This window comes from Streptomyces sp. NPDC014734 (assembly GCF_043083325.1).
Taxonomy (GTDB): domain Bacteria; phylum Actinomycetota; class Actinomycetes; order Streptomycetales; family Streptomycetaceae; genus Streptomyces.
On the sequence record NZ_JBIBYN010000001.1, the window covers coordinates 529,538 to 548,454 of the forward strand.

The 18,917-nt window shown below is 72.3% G+C and carries 15 protein-coding genes; 4 read left to right on the plus strand and 11 right to left on the minus strand.

Features of this window, described 5'->3' with window-relative positions:
* Positions 1-11: 11 nt before the first annotated feature.
* The 6 genes from ACF1CT_RS02305 to ACF1CT_RS02330 all read right to left on the minus strand — a co-directional run bounded on the left by ACF1CT_RS02305 (position 12) and on the right by ACF1CT_RS02330 (position 6,193).
* Positions 12-626 (minus strand): nucleotidyltransferase domain-containing protein, encoded by a 615-nt coding sequence (locus ACF1CT_RS02305; protein WP_391781847.1) that lies wholly within the window; start codon positions 624-626, stop codon positions 12-14.
* Positions 627-731: 105 nt separating this feature from the next.
* Complete coding sequence (locus tag ACF1CT_RS02310) at positions 732-1,748, minus strand: NAD(P)H-binding protein (RefSeq protein WP_391781848.1); 1,017 nt, start codon at positions 1,746-1,748, stop codon at positions 732-734.
* Entirely contained in the window at positions 1,745-2,104 is a 360-nt protein-coding gene (locus tag ACF1CT_RS02315; protein ID WP_391781849.1) for a DUF952 domain-containing protein, read from the minus strand. Before ACF1CT_RS02315 ends, ACF1CT_RS02310 begins: the two co-directional genes overlap by 4 nt.
* Positions 2,105-2,299: 195 nt before the next feature.
* Positions 2,300-3,253, minus strand: coding sequence for a LysR family transcriptional regulator (locus ACF1CT_RS02320; protein WP_391781850.1), 954 nt, complete (start codon positions 3,251-3,253; stop codon positions 2,300-2,302).
* Positions 3,254-3,751: 498 nt separating this feature from the next.
* A complete protein-coding gene (locus tag ACF1CT_RS02325) occupies positions 3,752-4,429 on the minus strand; it encodes a response regulator (RefSeq protein WP_391781851.1) in 678 nt (225 codons plus the stop codon).
* Positions 4,430-4,513: 84 nt separating this feature from the next.
* Positions 4,514-6,193, minus strand: coding sequence for a sensor histidine kinase (locus ACF1CT_RS02330; RefSeq protein WP_391781852.1), 1,680 nt, complete (start codon positions 6,191-6,193; stop codon positions 4,514-4,516).
* A 461-nt stretch (positions 6,194-6,654) separates the two neighbouring features.
* Between ACF1CT_RS02330 and snpA the strand changes: the two genes are divergently transcribed.
* Positions 6,655-7,332 carry a snapalysin gene (gene snpA, locus ACF1CT_RS02335; RefSeq protein WP_391781853.1) on the plus strand — a complete coding sequence of 226 codons (678 nt, stop codon included), beginning with the start codon at positions 6,655-6,657 and terminating at the stop codon, positions 7,330-7,332.
* A 114-nt stretch (positions 7,333-7,446) separates the two neighbouring features.
* On the opposite strand, the gene ACF1CT_RS02340 is transcribed toward snpA, so the two are convergent.
* Together ACF1CT_RS02340 and ACF1CT_RS02345 are read right to left on the minus strand one after the other, a co-directional pair.
* A complete protein-coding gene (locus ACF1CT_RS02340) occupies positions 7,447-7,806 on the minus strand; it encodes a GntR family transcriptional regulator (RefSeq protein WP_391781854.1) in 360 nt (119 codons plus the stop codon).
* Between the two features lie 2 nt (positions 7,807-7,808).
* Positions 7,809-8,792 (minus strand): DUF1648 domain-containing protein, encoded by a 984-nt coding sequence (locus tag ACF1CT_RS02345; protein ID WP_391781855.1) that lies wholly within the window; start codon positions 8,790-8,792, stop codon positions 7,809-7,811.
* Between the two features lie 323 nt (positions 8,793-9,115).
* Between ACF1CT_RS02345 and ACF1CT_RS02350 the strand changes: the two genes are divergently transcribed.
* The 3 genes from ACF1CT_RS02350 to ACF1CT_RS02360 all read left to right on the plus strand — a co-directional run bounded on the left by ACF1CT_RS02350 (position 9,116) and on the right by ACF1CT_RS02360 (position 14,284).
* The gene (locus tag ACF1CT_RS02350; RefSeq protein ID WP_391781856.1) at positions 9,116-10,279 is read left to right on the plus strand and encodes a hypothetical protein; all 1,164 of its coding nucleotides are present in this window, start codon (positions 9,116-9,118) and stop codon (positions 10,277-10,279) included.
* A 41-nt stretch (positions 10,280-10,320) separates the two neighbouring features.
* Complete coding sequence (locus tag ACF1CT_RS02355) at positions 10,321-10,872, plus strand: hypothetical protein (protein WP_391781857.1); 552 nt, start codon at positions 10,321-10,323, stop codon at positions 10,870-10,872.
* Between the two features lie 403 nt (positions 10,873-11,275).
* The gene (locus tag ACF1CT_RS02360; RefSeq protein WP_391781858.1) at positions 11,276-14,284 is read left to right on the plus strand and encodes a BTAD domain-containing putative transcriptional regulator; all 3,009 of its coding nucleotides are present in this window, start codon (positions 11,276-11,278) and stop codon (positions 14,282-14,284) included.
* Between the two features lie 561 nt (positions 14,285-14,845).
* Here the strand turns inward: ACF1CT_RS02360 and ACF1CT_RS02365 are convergent.
* From ACF1CT_RS02365 to ACF1CT_RS02375, 3 genes are all read right to left on the minus strand, one after another.
* Positions 14,846-15,514 (minus strand): DUF6304 family protein, encoded by a 669-nt coding sequence (locus tag ACF1CT_RS02365; protein WP_391781859.1) that lies wholly within the window; start codon positions 15,512-15,514, stop codon positions 14,846-14,848.
* Between the two features lie 167 nt (positions 15,515-15,681).
* On the minus strand, positions 15,682-16,728 hold the full coding sequence (locus ACF1CT_RS02370) for a family 2 encapsulin nanocompartment cargo protein polyprenyl transferase (RefSeq protein ID WP_391781860.1): 1,047 nt from the start codon (positions 16,726-16,728) through the stop codon (positions 15,682-15,684).
* Positions 16,729-17,363: 635 nt separating this feature from the next.
* A complete protein-coding gene (locus tag ACF1CT_RS02375) occupies positions 17,364-18,770 on the minus strand; it encodes a family 2B encapsulin nanocompartment shell protein (protein WP_391781861.1) in 1,407 nt (468 codons plus the stop codon).
* Between the last annotated feature and the right edge of the window lie 147 nt (positions 18,771-18,917).

The window sequence follows — 18,917 nt, forward strand, 5'->3', positions numbered from 1 at the left end:
CGGGCCGGCACTCAACGGGCGCGCAGGCGGGTCGTCCAGGGGTGGCCGGCCCCCTGGACGAGGATGATGGTCTCGGTCAGCCAGGCCCGCTGGTCCCCGGTGAGAACCGGGAGCGCCGCCGTGAAGTCCTGTTCGTCCTTGGGGCGCCGGGACCCGGCCTTGTGGAGGAGCTGCACCTCGGGCGTGAGGTAGGGGATGCCGTCCGTCGAGGTCAGGCCGAGCCGGCCGAGCGGGAGGCGGATGCGGGGGTCGCGGCGGAACAGCCAGTCGGCGCCCTCCGTGTCGTCGAGCATCAACTGGACGCGCCAGGGGGCGTCGGGCCCCGGGCGGCACCAGATGTCGTGCACGTGCGGCGGCAGGATCTCTCCGGGCAGCCAGCGGCGCAAGGTGCCGGGCGGGTCGGCGGCCCACCACTCCCAGCCCGCCAGAATCCGTTGCGCGGTGAGCTGGTCACGGCGCAGCAGGAGCACGTCGATGTCGCCGTGGGCCCGAATGGCACGGCCCACGGCGAGTTCGATCGCGTAACCGCCGGCGATCCACCAGGGAGTGCGCAGGGGGGCGAAGAGACGGGCGGCCTCGTCGAGCGGGGGCGGGTCCCAGGGCCCCCACGGCGTTTCCGTACGCATCCCTGCGCGACCCCTTCCTGTCGTTTCTCCACCGCCCCGGCCGAACCGGTCCGGCCCGGACTGGATCGGGCCGGACTGGATCGGGCCGGGCCGGACTGCGGCCCGTCAGGCGGTCGGCAGCAGGTGCCGGTAGCTGTCCGGGTGTTTCGTCAGATAGGTGGCCAGGCTCATCGCCGGGTGTCCGGTGAGCCGCGGTACGGCGTCCGAGACCGTGGCCATCTCGCCGACGGCGATGGCCTCGTACGACGTCACCCAGCCGGCGACCTCCCAGTCCTCGGCCCCGTACCGCGCCCGTGAGGCGTACGCCTCCTCGCGGGTCTCCGGGACGTAGGTGACGGTCCGGCCGGTGACCCTGCCGAGTTCCTCGGCTGCCTCGGCGAGGGTGAACGCCTCGGGGCCGGTGAGGTCGTAGCCGATTCCGTCGTGGCGGGTCGCGTCCCGCTCGGTGTCGGCGAGCAGTACGGCGGTCGCCGCGTCGGCGATGTCCTCGTGCGCCACCGCCGCCACCCGGCCGTCGCCGCCCGGGCCGCGCAGCACGCCGTCGGCGCCGGTCATCGCGGGAAGCCCGGCGAGGTACAGGCTGTCCCGCAGGAAGGTGTGGCGGACGTCGGCGACCCGGATGTGCGCCTCGGTGTGCCAGTGGTCGCGGGCGAAGGTGAACGTGGCGTCCGGCGCGGCGCCGAGGAAGGAGACGTAGACGATCCGCTCGACGCCCACGGCCACGGCCGCGTCCACGGCGGTGGTGTGCTCGCGGACCCGGTCGGGGCTCTCGTGCGCCGAGACGAGGAACAGGGTGTGCGCCCCCGCGAGGGCGCGTCGCATTGCCTCGCCGTCACCGTAGGGGGCGGGCGGTGCCGCGACGGCTCCGGGGAGTTCGGGCAGCCGGGACGGGTCGCGGCCGAGGAGCCGTACGGGCACTCCGGCCCGCACCAGGCGTCGGGCGACCTGTCCGCCGACCGCACCGCTCGCACCCGTGACGGCGATGACGGGGGCCCCTGAAGCTTCAGGACCGTTGGCATCGGCACGGTCGGTGGGACCGGTGGCATCGGCACGGTCGGTGGCACCGGCCGGATCGGTGCGGTCGGTGCGGTCGGTGGGATCGGTGCGGTCCTGGGGGGTCATGCGTGTCCGCCTCCCTCGCCCGTCCAGGAGCGCACCTCGACGACCGCGTCCACCGGGACCGGGCCGTAGATGTGCGGGAACTCCTCGCCGCCGGGTGCGGCGGGTTCGTACCGTACGGGTACCGGAAGCCGGGCGGGGTCGATCACGAGGACCACCAGGTCCTGGTCACTGGTCCCGGCCCGGCTCCCGGGGCCGTACAGCATCTCGGCCACTCCGTCGAGCTGGTGCGGCAACGAGCAGTGGATGAAGCCCTCTTCGTGCAGAGTTCGGCCGCGGGTGGACATCTCGTACGTCCCGATCCCGCGGGCCGCCTCCCACAGGGGGCCTTCGGTGAGGTGCAGCAGCAGTTCGGCCATGGGCCCACGCTAACGACCTCGCCCACGATTGGCGGTGAAGCGAGGAGCGGTGTCCGGCGCCTTCACACGCCCTCGCGCCCGGACGGCGGTCCCGGACGCAGTTCCGGACGTCGTGCCGGGCAACGGTGGCGGGCGGCGTGGCAGCGCTGTCCGCCCCGGCCGCCGCACGGTCCCGTCCCGCGGGGGCGGCGCCGATCACGCGGTGCGGGCGAGCGGGCTGCGGTGGCGCAGCAGCCACTGGTGGTAACCGGCCGCCCGCCGGGCCGCCTCCCGGTAGGCGGCCTCCAGTTCCGCGTACACCGTCGTCATGTCCGTGCCCGGCCGGGACACCAGCAGCAGCCGTACCGCGAGGGGGTCGTCGCGCAGTGGGCGTATCGCCATGTCGTCACGGGGTCCGGACGTGGGCTGGCAGGGAGCGACCGCCTCGCCGAGCACCACCAGGGAGGCGGCGGTGAGGTAGTCGCCGTGCAGGACGGTCGGCGCGAGACCGGCCTCGCCGAACACCCGGCGCAGCCCGTCCCACTCACCGTCCACCGTGGGGTCGACCATCCAACGGTCCGCGGCCAGGTCACCGAGGTCGACGACGGTCCGGGCGGCGGCCGGATGGTCCCGGGCCATGGAGATGAACTGCGGTTCGCGGTCCACGAGCACACGCCGCGTGAGCGTCTCGGGGATGGCCAGCGGGCAGCCCTCGACCTCGTGCACGAACGCGACGTCGAGCCCGCCGGCCTCGACCGTGCGCAGCAGCGCGCCCGCCGACACGTCCACGCGCAGCGAGATGTCCGTGCCGGGCAGCCGGAGCCGCAGCCCGCGCAGCCAGCCGCCGATGACACGGCTCGCGGTGCTGCCGATGCGCAGCCGTGGGCCCGAGGCGCGCACCGCGTCGGCCTCCGCCCTCGCGTCACTCACCAGGGCGGTCATGCCGTCGACCAGGGGGCGGGCCCGGCTGAGGACGGCGTGGCCGAGCAACGTCGGCCGGCAGCCGGTCCGTTCCCGGCAGAAGAGTTCGGCACCGAGGGCGTTCTCGATCCGGCGCAGCTGGGTGGTCAGGGAGGGCTGGCTCACGCCCAGTCTGCGGGCCGCTCGGTGCAGGCTGCCCGCGTCCGCGATGGCGCACAGCGCCCTGAGGTGTCTCACCTCAAGCTCCATGCCCTTGAGCGTAGGGCGGCGGACGGCAGTCGCACCAGACGACCGAACCCGTTCAATACCCTTGAATTCACCGGTAGTTGACCTGATCTTCGGCGACTGGTGCAGTGGGGGGCGCCCGCCGGGGTGAGGGGGGCGCCTCACGGGGAGCGATGTCCGTGACCGGGACCGCGCGTGCCGGTCACCGCGCCGCGTCGGGGAGCCGGTTCGCTTTGCCAGGACCCGGCTCGCCGGCTCGGACGCCGGTGACGGCTCGCAGGGGGGCGAGCGGGGCTGCCCGCCGGGCGGGCAGGGCGGCCGCGATCACGCCGACGGCGAGGGGGAGCAGGACCACGAGCACGCTCCGAGCCGCGGAAACGTCGTGCTGGAGGCCCGATTGGGTATCTGTCGAAGGGCCGGCTCCCCTCGGCTGTTCTCTGTCGGAGGACCGGTTTCCGCGGCTCCTCCCCGCCGCAGGGCCGGCTTCCCCCGGCTGCGGGGTGGCCGGTCGACGATCGCGCCTCAGGAGGCCAGGCCGGTGCGGTGGGCCAGCAACGCGGCCTGCACGCGACTCGCCGAACCGGTCTTGTCCAGGATGGCGCCCATGTGGGTCTTGACCGTGCCGATCCCGATGCCGAGCCCCTCGGCGATGTCCTGATTCGACAGCCCCTTGCCGAGCATCGCCAGGACCTCCCGTTCCCGGCCGGTGAGCCGGGCGATCCGGTCGTCCCCGGGCGCGTCCTCCTCGCCCCGCGGGCTGCCGGAACGCAGCATCCGGGAGATCACCGTCCCGGTAACGCCCGGCGAGAGCACGGCGTCCCCGGCGGCGGCCGCCCGCACCGCGCTGATCAACTCCTGCGGGCCCTCGTCCTTCAGCAGGAACCCGGTGGCACCTTCCCGCAGCGCCCGCATGACGTTGTCGTCGTCGCCGAAGGTCGTCAGCATCACCACACGCGGCGCGGGATCCAGGGCGAGCAGCGGCGCGATCGCGGCCAGCCCGTCGCACACCGGCATCCGGATGTCCACCAGCGCCACGTCCGGGCGGTGCGCCGCGGCCTCCTCGACCGCCGCGTGTCCGTTCGCGGCTTCGGCGACCACGTCGATGCCCTGCGCGTGCCGAAGGATCAGTCGCACCCCGTACCGGATCATCGCCTCGTCGTCGGCGAGCAGGACACGGATCGGCGCGGCGGACTCGGTCATGGGGTCTCCGTAAGTTGTGAGGTGGCCCGGGAGGGAAGGGCCTGATCCGCCCCGCCCGTCACGCAAACAAGCGGCTCGACTTCATCAGTGAGACTTCCAGGGCGGGACGTCCCGCACGGACGGGACGGGGAAGCGGTCGATGGCGATGAGCCGTCGTGCGGCGTCGAAGCAGTAGCGGGTGATGGTGAATACGCCGGTCCGGGTGCCCGAGCCGGCGGAAGGATAGACGCAGCCCACCGCGCCGACGGGCCGCGGGGGCTCGCGTCCGGTGGCCGCCGCGCGCACGGCCGGGCTGTCGAAAACCCCTTTCAGCTCCTGGTACGTCATGCCCGGGCGCGGCTGTGGAGGCGGGGCCGTGTGCCGAGGCTGGCTGTAGGCCACGCCGATCGCGAGTGCCATCACCCCCCACAGGGCCACCGCCCCGAGGCCGAACGCCAGCGCCCCGGCGGTTCCCGGGCCGCGCGGCAGCGCCGCGGCAGGGCCGTCGGGTCCGTCCGGCGCGGAGGCCGCCACGTCGCCCGCGGCCGGTCTCCTCGCGACGGTGTCGTCCGGTTCCGCGGGGACGGTCGCGGCCACCCGGAACCCGCCGGACGTCGGCACACCGGTCTCGAAGGTGCCGCCGAGCAGCTCGACCCGTTCGCACAGGCCCGGCAGGCCCCGCCCCGTCCCGGCCCCGGACGGTGTGCCCGCCACGGCGGCCGACGCACCGTTGCGGACCGTGACACGTACCGTCCGGTCGTCGTGCTCCACCCGCACGGTGACCTGGGACGCCGCCGCGTACCGGTGCACGTTCGTCAGGGACTCCCGCACCACCCGGTGCACCGCGCGCCGCACCTGCGCCGGGCGTACGCCGAGGTCGGGCCCGCTCCATTCCAGCCGTACGGCGATGCCGCCGTCACGGGATCCCGCGACCAGCGCCTCGACGTCGGCGCGCGTGCCGGTGGCGTCGGTGAGCACGTCCGGCCCGGTGTCCCGGCCGAGCGGGCCGAGCACCCCGAGCGCCTGCCGCAGTTCGCGCATCGCGTCCCGGGTGGTGCGCCGCACCAGGACCGCCTCCTCGCGCAGTTCGGGGGCCGCCTCGTCGAGGGCGAGCTCCAGGCCGCCGGCGTGCAGGGAGATGAGACTGAGCCGGTGGCCCACCAGGTCGTGCATCTCGGCGGCGATCCGGGAACGTTCGTGGGTGCGGGCCTCGTTGTCCGCGGACCGGCGGGCCCGCTCGGCCGCGTCCCCGCGTTCCCGCAGCGCCCGCAACAGCCGGGTCTGCTGCCCCGACACCGTCCCGGCCAGGCCGGGCACGACCACGGCGGAAACCGCCAGGGCCAGCCCGAGCTCCAGACCGTAGACGGCCGAACCGGGGCCGGTCGAGGGGCCGGCCGCGGTCGCGGACGCCATGATCAGCAGACTCGCGCCACCCAGCAGCCGGACACGCCGGCGCGGACCGGCCGTGTCGATCGTCACCGTGTACGCGGCACCCGCCGTCACCGGGCCCACGGCGGGTGCCGCCCCGGCCAGGACGGCGAGGACCAGGAGCGTGGCGTCCGGCCAACGCCGACGCAGCGGGAAGAGCGCGACGGCGACCGGGATCACGAAGAGGTGGGCCCCGGCGTGCGGCAGGTTCCACAGCCGCAGTGCGACCGCCCACAGACACAGCGCGGCAACCGCCGCACCGGCCGTCTCCCCGACGGCCCGGCCACGTCCCGAGGGGCGCGCCGGGGCCTCCCGTCCGGGACGGACGCGACGACGGAAGTGGCTGATGAGGGGCACACCGTCCAGTATCGACCGCGTCGGTCGAGCGGAGATGGGCCTCAGGACCGATCCGGGACTCCGCCCTTCGGCAGAGGCTGTGGAACGGTCGGAGCGGTCGGCCGCCGCGGCGAGTATTCCCGGCCCGACCGGATCCGCCCGGTGCCGGGGATGCCGACAGCCCGCCGGCCGACGGGCTTTCCGGGACCTTGCCCGGGGCGCCCGTCATCCGGAACGCCCCACCACGCCTCCGCCCCACCGCCCCACCGCGCGGAGCCGGTCCCGATGCGCGGCCCGCGACGTCGCAGAACGCCCGGGGCCCGTACCGGCGGTGGTGATAGGTCGGTCCTATCGCCGGTTGACATCATCCGCCGGGGCTTTCGTCTCCCCGACACTCTCCCCGTACCGCCCCCGTCCACGTCCGGTCATCGGACGGTTCGTCGGACGGGTTCATCGGACCGGTAATCGGCAGGAGACCCCCCATGAAACACCCCAGGACCGTCATGTCGGCCGTGATCGGCCTCGGCTTCGGACTCGCGGCCGCGCTGGGCACCGCACCCGCCATCGCCGCCTCCCCCGCCCCCGCCGCACCGCCCGCGTCGGCACCGGCGGCCCACGTCGGCTACGCCGCCAAGGCCGGTGCCCACGAGGACGCCGCCGCCAACAAGGCGTTCTTCGAGGCGGTCGCCAAGTCCGTCGCGAAGAAGCGGGGTGCGCACCCCGGCGCCCAGGCGGTCACCATCGTCTACAGCACGGCGAACGCGCCGAGCTTCCGGACGCAGATATCCAACAGCGCGCAGATCTGGAACAGTTCGGTGTCCAACGTCCGGCTCCAGGAGGGCTCGAACGCCGACTTCACGTACTACGAGGGCAATGACCCGCGCGGTTCGTACGCGAGCACCGACGGGCACGGCAACGGGTACATCCTCCTCGACTACTCGCAGAACCAGCAGTACGACTCGACGCGGGTCACCACGCACGAGACCGGCCACGTGCTCGGCCTTCCGGACCACTACTCCGGTCCGTGCAGCGAGCTGATGTCCGGTGGTGGCCCCGGCCCGTCCTGCACCAACCCGTACCCCGACTCGAACGAGCGCAGCCAGGTGAACTACCTGTGGCAGTACGGCTTCGCGGCCGCGCTCGCGGCCAACGCCTCCTGACGACGGGTCTTCCGGCGACATGTGGGGCCGCCTCGTAGGACGGGGCGGCCCCATGCGCGTCGGCACCGGATCCGTCTCGCGCGGCACGGTCCGCCACAGGCGCGGGGCGAGGGTCTACCGGGCGCCGAGCGCGGCACGGACCAGGGCCAGCAGTTCGTCCTCCGCCATCCCCAGCTCGCGTGCGTCCGCGGCCACTTCGCGGACGCGCTCCAGCAGGCGGGCGCGGTGCGGCGACGCGCCGCCGGTGACGACCGCGCCGCGCCCGCGGCGGAGTTCGATCAGCCCCTCCTCACGGAGCTGCTGGTAACCGCGCAGCACGGTGTGGACGTTCACCCCGAGGGATTCGGCGAGCACCCGTGCGGCGGGCAGTCGCTCGCCCGTGGACACCGTGCCGTCGGCGACGGCGCGGCGGACGGAGGCGGCGATCTGGTCGCCGAGCGGCACGGTGGACGTGGGGTCGACCCGGAAGAGCATGGTCAGCGCTCCGCCCGTCGCTGGTCGATCAGGGTGTTGAGGAGCGCGGCCCCGGTCGCCGAGTCGTCCACGGTCACCGCGAAGTCCCGGCCGCCGACCAGGGTGGCGACGATGCCTTCACCGGAACGGATCATCAGGCCGCTCCGCCCCGGGCGGACGCGGTATCCCCATCCGCCGTACTCGGCGAGGGGCTTGATGTCGCGGCTGGTCGCGGTCTCGATCCGGTCGAGCGGGACTCTGAGGCGTGGCCAGGGCAGTAGCCCCGAGATGGTGATGCCTCGGCGGTCGACCACCACATGGGGACGGGCGAAGACGGTCAGCAGGACACCGAGGACCAGCGGCGGAATCCCGGCCGCCCAGCCCGAGGCGAGCAGCAGCACCACCCCGACGGCCACGAGCCCGAGCGCGAGCAGCGGCATCCACCAGCCCCCCGTGCCACGGGCCCATCCGGCGACCTCCCCCTCGGCGAGCGCGATCCGGGCACCGTCCCCGACGGGCACGGCTCCGGCGGGCGGCGCGGGTACGGGGGTGAGCGCGGCCAGCGCCGTACCGAGTCCGAAGGCGACCGCGGCAGCCGCCAGGGCCGCGGCGATCTGCCACAGCGGAAGCGACACACCCTGCGCCCGGCCCGCCGCGTCCTCGACGGCGTCCACGTTGGCGAACAGCACGGCGGCCAGCAGCCATCCCATGAATCCGGCGAAGGCGTATCCGGCGGCGACCAGCAGTCGGTGGGCCCGCCCGTAGAACCTCCCCTTCACGACCATGCCGGTCCACAGCACCCCCGTCACGGCGAACAGCAGGCTGCCGAGCACCGCGTGCCAGGCCTGCCCCATGTACCCGTCCGCCCGGCCGTCGATGCCGAAGTGCTCGGCCATCCGCCCGGGAAGCCGGTCGCGGAAGGCCACGAACAGCACCAGGTCGACCACGAGCGCGAGCAGGAACGGCAGCGCCACGACGATCACGTCACCCAGTTTCTTACGCTTCATGAAAACCTCCATTGTTCGCATGCTAGTAGAACAATCCTGGGACGGCAAGGTTTTGGCAAGCGCCGGGCAAGCCTTCGCGCCACGGCACCGGGCAACGCTGGGAGGTGGAACTGTCCGAAGCGAAAACGGGGGATTCGATGTCTGCTGCGGAAAGGCCCTCGGGCCTCACGACCGTGCCCGCGTCCGTTCCGGTACCGGCGGCTCCGCCGGTACCGGTACCCGCCCCGGCGGTGCCCTTGCGGCCCGCCCGAACGGAACCCACCGCGCCGGTCCGGCGCAACCGCGACCAGTGGCTGACCCTGCCCGGATGCAGGAAGGTCCTGATGGTCGTGCACACCGAGGTCTACGGCCAACGACTGCGCGACCTGCTGCCGTTGCTGGCCGGGGACCTTCGCGTCCAGGTCTCCTTCACCATCGCGCCGCACGCGTTCAACAACGGCGCGGCCCACTCGCTCCCCGACCTCGGGGCCACCGTCGTCCCCTGGGAGGAAGCGGTGCGCACACCGTTCGACCTGGCGGTGGCCGCCGGTTCCCAGGGCGTGGAACAGCTCCGCGCCCCCTTGCTCCGCATGCCGCACGGCATCGGCCACATGAAGCTGTCCCGTCCGGCGGACGGCCCCCAGGACGCGCCCCGTACCGTCGGCGGGCTGGGGGCCTCGTATCTGATGTGGGACGGGAAGGTGGTCCCGAGGGCCTTCGCCCTGGCCCACCACGAGGATCTCGTCGCGCTGGAGCGGTGGTGCCCCCAGGCTCTGCCGATCGCGGAGGTGGTCGGCGACGCGAGCCACGACCGGATCACGGCGGGCCTGCCGTCGCGCGAGCGCTACCGCGCGGCTCTGGGACTGCGCCCCGGCCAGAAACTGGTCCTGGTCTCCTCGACCTGGGGGCTGGGCTCGTCCTTCAACCGGCTGGAGGCACTGCTGCCGAGGCTGCTGGCCGAACTGCCCGCGGACGAGTTCCGCATCGCGCTGCTGGTGCACCCCAACGTCTGGTCGGGCCACGGCCGTTGGCAGGTGCTGGCCTGGCTCGACGCGTTCCGGCGGCGCGGAATGACGGTCGTCCCGCCGGAGGAGGACTGGCGTTCCACCCTGATCGCGGCGGACTTCCTCATCGGCGACCACGGCTCCGTCACCCTGTACGCCACGCTGGCCGGACTGCCGATCATCCTGGCGCGCTTCCCCGAGGCCGATGTCAATCCGATGTCGCCGGGGGCCGAACTGGCCCGGATCGCCCCGGCGCTCTCGCCCACCCACCCGCTCACGGAGCAACTCGCCTACGCCGCGGCCGAGTACGCGGCGCAGGAGCACCGGCGCGTCGCGGCACGGATCTCCTCCGAGCCCGGCCGGTTCGACCGACGGATGCGACGGCTGCTGTACCGCATGCTGGGGCTCGGCGAGCCTGCCCACGCCCCGGCGACCGCACCGCTGCCACTGCCCACGCCGCTGCGACAGCGGGCCGGGGCCGACGAGTCGGAGGCGACGGCGTGACCCGGCGCTGCCGGAACGACGCCCGGCGGGGGCCCGCAGCCGTGACCGGCGTCGTGGCCGCGGACGTCACGGGCATCGTGGCCGCGGACGGAGCGGTGGGCGTCGACCTCGACAGCCCTGCCGACGAGGCGTGGCGTCAGTGCGCCGATGTCCTGTACGGCAGCCGCCCGCGTCCCGGGGCCGAGGCCAGGGCTCTCGCCCTGTGGGCGCTCAGGCACTACCCCGGATGCCTACTGGCCGTGATCCGGCGCGACGACGGCTGCTGCCTCACCGCTTCCGTCTCCGCTCCCGGTTCCGTTTCCCTTCCCGGCCCCGACTCCCCTCCCGGCCCCGTCACCGCTTCCGTCTCCGACTCCACTCCCGGCCCCGACCCCGTACCCGCCTCCGCCTCCGTGACCGCCTCCGCCTCCGTTCCTGTCACCCTCGGCCGCCGGGCGGCGCTGGGGACGTGGCCGCCCGGGTCCGTGCCCGGCCTGCACGAGGTCGTGGCCCGGCTCGTCGCGTCTCTCGCGCCGTCGCCCGGCGTCACCCCTCGCGACGGCCGCCGAGCAGGCGCAGTCGCTCCGCCAGACGCCGCACGTCCACCTCGCTGACCGGTTCGTAACGGGCCAGGGACCGGTCGTACCAGTCCCTGGCCGCCGGGAGGTCGCCGCGCTCGGCCGCCGTGTCGCCGAGCGCAGGCCGAGTTCAGCGCCCCTCCGCTCCACCGTTCGATGGCCACAAATCGGTTCGCACCCAGCGTCTTCCCTCTCGGATCAGGAGCGGTGCCGGTCTCGTGTTTAGCCGGACAGGGCAAGATCTGCCTCCGCTGTCGCCCTCACCTCGACCTGCCCCTACTCCAAAACGATCGCTTGATCGTATTCATTGACCAAAGAGCGCCATCTTTTAAACGATGCCAGCGCCATGCCATCCTCGGGCGTGCACTGAATCACTTCGGCTGCCGACGTGCGTTCGGATGCCGGGGACCGATGAAGCCGACTGGCGATTGGGGCGCTGGTGGAATTCGAGATCGCGCTGCTCGGACCAGTCGAATTGAGGGTGAACGGGCACGGCGAAGCCCTCGGCACGCCCAAGGCGAGGACGATGGCCGCCGCACTCGCCGTCGACGCGGGGCGCCCGATCTCCGTCGACACCCTGATCCACCGTCTGTGGGACGACAACCCGCCGGGAAAGCCCCGGGCCAGCCTGCACGCGTACGCCACCCGGATCCGGCAGCGTCTGCGCGGACCCGAGGACGACGGCCCGGACCTCCTGGTCCAGCAGGCCCACAGCTACACCCTCGCCATCGACCCCGAACGGGTGGACAGCCACCGCTTCCAGCGGCTCTGCGCCGAGGCCCGTGCGCTGTCCGACAACGGCGACGACACCGGCGCGCTCGCCCTGTTCCACCGGGCCGAACGGCTGTGGCGGGGCGATCCGCTCACCGGGCTGTCCGGCCTCTGGGCGGAGAGCGTCCGCGCCAACCTGAGGGAGAAGCACCTCGCCGCCACCCTGGCCCGCGCGGGGATCGAACTCCGGATGGGGCACTACGCGGAACTCGTCCCGGACCTGTCCACGCTCTTCGAGCAGCACCCGACGGACGAGACGGTCGCGCAGCAGCTCATGGTCGCGACCTACGGCTGCGGCAGACTCGCCGACGCGCTCCGCACGTACGACATCATCCGCCGTCGGCTGAGTGAGCAACTCGGCTCGGACCCCGGCGAGGCCCTGACCAGGCTCTACCAGCGCATTCTGGACCGGGCCCCGCTCTCGGCGCTGCTGGGCCGGCCCGAGGCCGCCCGGGTGGTACCGGTCACACTTCCCAGCCACGGAGACCTGGTGGGCCGGGAGAAGGAGATGCGCGTCCTGGAAGCCTCCCCGACAACCGGCACCGTGATCGCGTTACAGACGATCACCGGGATGGGCGGGGTCGGCAAGACCCACATCGCCCTCCACGCGGCTCGACGACTCGCCGCCCAGTACCCGGACGGGCAGATCCACATCGATCTCGGCGCACACTCCCAGGGGCGGCGTCCGCTGTCGCCCGAATCGGCCCTGACCACCCTGCTGCGGGCCTTCGGCGTCTCCGCCGGCGAACTCCCCGACGACCTCGGCGGACTCGTCTCGCAGTGGCGCACCCTGCTCAGCACCCGGCGCGCGGTGATCGTTCTCGACGACGCCGTCGACGCGGATCAGGTCCGCCCGCTGCTTCCCGGCCCCTCCGCCTCGCTGATCATCATCACCAGCCGCCACCGGCTGACGGGGCTGCCCGGCGTCCGGTCACTCGTCCTGGACGTACTGCCCGAGGACGACGCGAGCCGACTGTTCCGTCGGTTCGCCGGCGAGGAGCGCACACCGGACGCGGCCGACGTCGCAAGAATCGTTCACCTGTGCGGTTACCTGCCGCTCGCGGTGGAGATCGCCGCAGGACGCCTGGTGTCCCGCCCGTCCTGGACCACGTCCCACTTGATCAAAAAACTCTCGCGCACACACGGCCGACTCGACGAAATAAGAGACGGATATCGCGAGATCGCCGGGGTGTTCGAAATGTCCTATGCAACTCTGACCCCCGATCAGCGCACGTCGTTTCGAATGCTCAGTCGATATCTTGGCCAGGACTTCGATCTCCATGCGGCCTCGGCCCTCACCTCCTTGCCGCTCGATTCCGTGGAACGCGTCCTGGAGTCGCTGCTGGACGCCCATCTCATCCAGGAACCCGCGCCGGACCGATACCGGTTCCACGATCTGATCGGCGAGTTCGCGCGGACCCTCGCCTCCACCGGGAAACAGGAAGAAGATCACCGCCTCGCCGTGGAGAGGCTTATCGATTTCTACGTGCAGGCGGCCGAGCACGCCGATGTGATGATCTATCCCGACCACTCGCTGAGGAAAACGCCGCCCGCACCCACGTTCCTCCTCCCGGAATGGCCCGACGCGGCCGCCGCGACGGGCTGGCTGACCCAGGAACTCACCGCCCTGCTCTCCGCGGAGCAGTACGCCCGCACCCAGGGACACGCCCACCGGGCGGCCCGGCTCGCCCGCGCTCTGGCGCGCTTCCTCGACGAGGCCGGCTACTGGGGGGCAGCTCGGCGCATGCACGAACCCGCCGCCCGGTACTGGCTCGAAGCGGGAGACAGGCGGGCGGCGGTGCGCGCCCTGACGGACCTCGGTACGGCACTCGCGCGTTCCAGCCGGTACGAGCACTCGCTCGACGCCGGCCACTCGGCCCTGGAGCTCGCCGGCACCCTCGACGACCCGGAGGCGGAGGCGGAGACCCGGCATCTCCTGGGCGTCATCCACTGGAATCTCGGCAATCACCAGGAGGCCCTGTCCCTCCAGACCCAAGCGCTGGAACGAAGGCTGAGGACCGGGGGCGACCTCCAGCTCTCGAAGAGCCGCAACAACCTGGGAATCACCCATCTCTACCTGAAGAATTACGCCGAAGCGATGGGGTGTTTCGCCTCCGCACTCAGCGGATTTCGCCGGACCGGAGAGATCCAGGAGGAACTGAAGGCCCTCAACAATATCGCCGACCTCCATTCGATCACCGGGGACCAGGAATCCTCGCGCCGCCTCCTCAATAAAATCCTCGGGAGTCCGCACGCGGCAGCCAATCCATTGACGCGGGCGACCAGCCAGGTAAATCTGGCGAACACCATGAAAATTCCCGAGGAATTGAACGAGGCGCTGAGCCTCTACCGTGACGCCCTGCTGACTTTGCATCGCCTCGGCGACCGCAGAAATACGTCGATCACCTTGCACCACATGGGCCTCGCGTTCGAGGCGGCCGGTGACGACGACCGGGCGGTCGCGCACCACGAGCGCGCACTCGACGTTGCCACGGGCATAGGCGCAGCGCATGACCGCCTTCAGGCCCTCTGCCGACTCGGTGCGACCGAGCGCCGGCTCGGTCGCACCGGTGCGGCGATCGGGCATCTGGAGGAGGCCGTCGATCTCGCCGACCGAATCGGGGCGACGGACGAAGCCACTCAGGCGCAATACGAACTCTCCGCACTGCGCGGGTAATTCGACCGGGCACGGGAAACCGACCGGTACGGCATGAAGTGGCGTGGAGCGATTTACCGCCCACGACCTATTGGTGAGCCCTAGGGATCATGAAGCGGTATGCTCCGGCACTAGTTCAAAGAACCTTTCGAAAAACCATGGAGCAGTCGCACGTGAGCACCAACAGGCGCAACATCATGGCATATGCCAGACGCATTATCGCCATCACGCTGATTTGTTTGCCTTCTTTCCTCGCGGCGCCAGGAAAGGCAGATTCCGCCGTCGCAGGGCACTCTCTCCCGATGGAGATAGGACGGACCGGCACCACGTAGCCCGCCCGTGGCCCCGGCGGGATCGTCGGCGCCGGAAGCACTCCGGCACGGAGCCCCTTCGCACCTCTCGGACGCGCCGGACGCTCCGAGCCTGCCGGGTGACCTCCGACCGGGCGGCCACGTCCTGGCACGCACGCTTCCGGCGCTGCCGGGACGACCGGGCAGCTCCGCCGCCGGGCCCTCCCGGCGCCCCGGAAGCGTGCGTACCGTGCCCCGTCCGCTTTCCGGTCGAAGGCCACCCGCTGCGCTCTCAGGCCAGTTCCAGCGGGAACGCGCCCCGGTGCCCGGTGCCCGCTCCCCGATCCGGGCGGGGCTCGTACTCCCGGCAGCTCCAGATCTCCTGGACGAACCCCGTCCGCCGGTCCCACAGCTCACGGACGTCCCCCTCGTCGGCGACCCCCCGGTAGGCGTCCTTGGCGCCCCGGAAGCACGCGAGGCCGCCGGAGAGGCCGCGGCCGGAGGTCGGGAAGTAGTCCGAGAAGGCGCAGGCGATACACGTCTGGAGGCGTACGCCCGGCGGCAGGGAGCGCTGAATCGTGGCGAGGGCGGTCGCGAAGTCGTTCTCGGCCCGGTGGGATCCGTACGCCGCGCCGCCGAACTGCAACTCCAGGTGGAGATACGGATCGGGGCGGCGCAGCGACAACAGACAGCTGAGCGTGGCCTGCTGAACGGAGTCGTCCCAGAGGACCGGGAGCGGGAGGTCCCACTCCAGGACGCAGTCGCCCAGCGCCCCGTCGACCAGGGAGAACAGGTCGCCGGGCGGCGGGGTGCCGGCCACCGGCGCGAGGCCGTCGAAGCTCTCGCCCTCGAAGTCGACGCCCCGGGCCCGGAGGCGGAGTTGCTGTCCGTCGGTGGTGAGGACGATTGCGTCGGAACCCTGCCGGTCCCGGTACCACCCCGCCCATGACTCATCTGTCATGGGCACGGACTGTAGCCCGTGCCCATGACAGTCGCCCTGCCGCCCTCCGCTTCACCCCGCGGACCCCGTGACGGCCACGGGCTCCGGCTGCCACTCCCGTACGGACGGCTCACCGCCGGACGGCTCGGTGCGTGTGACTCAGTGCCGGACGGCTCGGTGCGGACGGCTCAGTGCGTGCGGCGGGTGACGAACTCCGCAAGGGTCAGGAGGTCGCCGGCCCGGGCCAGGTCGGGGACCGCCCGGGCGAGGTGGTGAACCGCGCGGGCCATCCGGTCCGCCGCGCCCATCTGGGCCCAGTCCCGGCCACCGGCCCGGTCGACGGCATCGGCCGCACGACGCACCTCGTCGGAGGTGCTCATGGAACCCCGGTAGAGCGCGGCGAGTTCAGCGGCGGCGGGCGTGCCGGACGACAGTGCCGCGACCACGGGCAGGGACTTCTTGTGGGCGGCGAGATCCGCCCCGACGGGCTTCCCGGTCCGTTCCGGATCTCCCCAGATGCCGATCAGATCATCGATCAGCTGGAAGGCGAGGCCCGCCTCCCGGCCGAACCCGTCCATCGCGCCGACGGCCCGCTCCCCGGCACCGGCGTACAGCGCTCCCAGCGCGCAGGCACAGCCGAGCAGGGCGCCGGTCTTGGCCGTGGCCATGGCCAGGCACTCGTCGAGGGAGACGTCCTCCGGCCCTCGGTCCTCGAAGGCGCAGTCGGCCTGCTGGCCCGCGCAGAGTTCGATGACGCAGTTCGAGAGCCTGGCCGAGGCGCGGGCCCCGGTCGGGCCGGTGTCCTCCGAGAGGAGTCGCTGGGACAGGGCGAGCATGGCGTCGCCCGCGACGATCGCGTCCGGGACGCCGAACACCGCCCAGGCCGTGGGCCGGTGCCGACGGGTGCGGTCCTCGTCGATGACGTCGTCGTGCAGCAACGTGAAGTTGTGGGCCAGTTCGACGGCGACGGCCGCCCGCACCGCCTGTCGTGGATCGCCGCCCAGCGCCCGGGCGGCGGCGAGGACGAGCGCGGGCCTGATCGCCTTGCCCGCCCGTCCCGTGGAGGGAGTGCCGTCCGGTTGCTGCCAGCCGAAGTGGTACCGCGCGACGCGGCGGATGGACCCGGGCAACGAATCCACGGCCGCGCGCAGTTGGGGGTCGACGAGGATCCGGGTCTGTTCCAGGAGGGCCAGGGCCTCCTGACCGGGGGCCGCGCCCTCCTGGCCCGGCGTCACGACCTCCCGAACCGGAGTCGCGGGTTCCTGGCCCGGCGTCACGACCTCCCGAACCGGAGTCCCGGATTCCTGACACGGTGTCGCGGAGTCCCGAACCGGCCTCGCCGGGACAGCCGGACGGGCGCCGCCGGGGACTCGGGGGGTGGGTGGCTGGGGTGCGTGGTGGATCTTCACTGGGGCGTCCTTACGGCCTCGCCCACGACGGGCAGTGGGCAAGGAGCTGTGTCTGGTGCCTTCGAGTCCAAGGCGGGGGAAAAGGATCGAACGGGGCCTCCCCCGCCCGGCTGGGACCGGGAGCTCGGGGAAGGACTGTCGGGGACCGACGACACCGTCGGGGCAGAGGTGCGCGACGTCGGGCGCGGGGTTCATGACCCCGGGCACGAAGAGGCACGACTACGGACGCGGAGTGCGCAACACCGGGAGCGAGGCGCGCGACGCAGCGGCGCCACCGCCCGTCGCGGGCGAGGCCGCCGCATCCCCGCCCCCGGCCGGGTCTGCCCCTGCCCGGATCCGCCCGGGGCGGATGCGCCCGGGCCGGGTGTCCGTCCGGGGGGTGTCGTCAGGGACCCGGACACGGTCGTGTCGTCCAGGGGTGTCGTCCGGGGCCCGGACACGGTCGTCCGGGCCCCGAGGGGCTACCTCCAGCGGCTTACCTCGACGTTCTCCAGGACGCCGAGGGCGTCCGGGACGAGGATGGCCGCGGAGTAGTAGGCAGTCACCAGGTAGGAGATGATGGCCTGTTCGTCGATGCCCATGAAGCGGACCGACAGACTGGGCTCGATCTCGTCGGGGATGCCGGTCTGCTGGAGACCGATGACGCCCTGCTCGGCCTCGCCCGTCCTCATGCAGATGATCGACGTGGTCCGGGCCTCGGTGACCGGGATCTTGTTGCACGGGAAGATCGGCACGCCCCGCCAGGCCGGCACATGGTGCCCGCCGACGTCCACGCTCTCCGGCACCAGACCGCGCTTGTTGCATTCGCGCCCGAACGCCGCGATGGCCCGCGGGTGCGCGAGGAAGAGCTTCGAGCCGCGGCGGCGCGAAAGCAGTTCGTCCATGTCGTCGGGGCTGGGCACGCCGTCGTGCGGCTGGAGGCGCTGCCCGTAGTCGCAGTTGTTCAGCAGGCCGAACTCGCGGTGGTTGATCAGCTCGTGTTCCTGGCGCTCGCGCAGCGCCTCGACCGTCAGCCGCAACTGCTGCTCGGTCTGGTTCATGGGCTGGTTGTAGAGGTCGGCGACCCGGCTGTGGACCTTCAGGACGGTCTGCGCGACGCTCAGTTCGTACTCGCGCGGTGCGGCCTCGTAGTCGACATACGTGTGCGGGACGACGGCCTCGCCGACATGGCCCGCCGCGAGATCGATCTCCGCCTCGCCGTACTTGTTGGTCCGCTGCTGCGGGAGGTCGAGCAGACCGGCGAGATGCCCGCGGAGCGAATCCGCGCGCTCGGCGAGGTTCAGCAGATCCGCCCGGCTCAGCGTCAGCACGGTGCAGGCGGTGAGGGCGCGGGCCGTGTAGTCCCAGGTGGCGTTGCCGTCCACCAGGGACTGGTCGCCGAAGTAGGCGCCGTCGGCGTGGACGCCGAGCACCGTCTCGTCGCCGTACTTGCCGGTGCCGACCTTCTGCACCTTGCCGTGCGCCAGGAGGTAGACGCGGTCCGCCGCTTCCCCGGCGCTGGCCAGTACCTGGCCCGCGGCGATCTCCTGCTGCTCGCACCGCCGGGCCAGTTCGCCGAGCACCTCCTCGTCGCCGAAGTCACGGAGGGCGGGCAGCTCCCCGAGTTCGGCGGGAATGACCGCCACCCGGTCACCGGTCTGCACGAAGGTGACGCGGCCGTCCCCGACCGAGTAGCTCAGCCTCCGGTTCACCCGGTACGTACCGCCCTGCACCTGCACCCACGGCAGCATCTTCAGCAGCCACCGCGAGGTGATCTCCTGCATCTGCGGTGCGGACTTGGTGGTTGTCGCGAGGTTCCGCGCCGCCGCCGTTCCCAGACTCTGCTGCGGCGGCAGCGACGCGTTCTGAACCTCTTCACCCACGGACATCTGTGGTCCTCTCGAAATTTCCGACTGGCCTGCGCGAAGAAGCCTTTCAGCACGCAGAGTCGCACCGCCATTACACAAAAGAGTGTGATTATCCCGGCATCGGACTGGGCACTACGCCGAACGAGGCGCCTTAAGTTGCATCCAGGA

Excerpts from the sequence above, each read along its gene's own strand:
- ACF1CT_RS02305 (WP_391781847.1), bottom strand. The coding sequence starts at position 626 with ATGCGTACGGAAACGCCGTGGGGGCCCTGGGACCCGCCCCCGCTCGAC.
- ACF1CT_RS02310 (WP_391781848.1), bottom strand. The coding sequence starts at position 1,748 with ATGACCCCCCAGGACCGCACCGATCCCACCGACCGCACCGACCGCACC.
- ACF1CT_RS02315 (WP_391781849.1), bottom strand. The coding sequence starts at position 2,104 with ATGGCCGAACTGCTGCTGCACCTCACCGAAGGCCCCCTGTGGGAGGCG.
- ACF1CT_RS02320 (WP_391781850.1), bottom strand. The coding sequence starts at position 3,253 with ATGGAGCTTGAGGTGAGACACCTCAGGGCGCTGTGCGCCATCGCGGAC.
- ACF1CT_RS02325 (WP_391781851.1), bottom strand. The coding sequence starts at position 4,429 with ATGACCGAGTCCGCCGCGCCGATCCGTGTCCTGCTCGCCGACGACGAG.
- snpA (WP_391781853.1), top strand. The coding sequence starts at position 6,655 with ATGAAACACCCCAGGACCGTCATGTCGGCCGTGATCGGCCTCGGCTTC.
- ACF1CT_RS02340 (WP_391781854.1), bottom strand. The coding sequence starts at position 7,806 with ATGCTCTTCCGGGTCGACCCCACGTCCACCGTGCCGCTCGGCGACCAG.
- ACF1CT_RS02345 (WP_391781855.1), bottom strand. The coding sequence starts at position 8,792 with ATGAAGCGTAAGAAACTGGGTGACGTGATCGTCGTGGCGCTGCCGTTC.
- ACF1CT_RS02350 (WP_391781856.1), top strand. The coding sequence starts at position 9,116 with ATGGTCGTGCACACCGAGGTCTACGGCCAACGACTGCGCGACCTGCTG.
- ACF1CT_RS02365 (WP_391781859.1), bottom strand. The coding sequence starts at position 15,514 with ATGACAGATGAGTCATGGGCGGGGTGGTACCGGGACCGGCAGGGTTCC.
- ACF1CT_RS02375 (WP_391781861.1), bottom strand. The coding sequence starts at position 18,770 with ATGTCCGTGGGTGAAGAGGTTCAGAACGCGTCGCTGCCGCCGCAGCAG.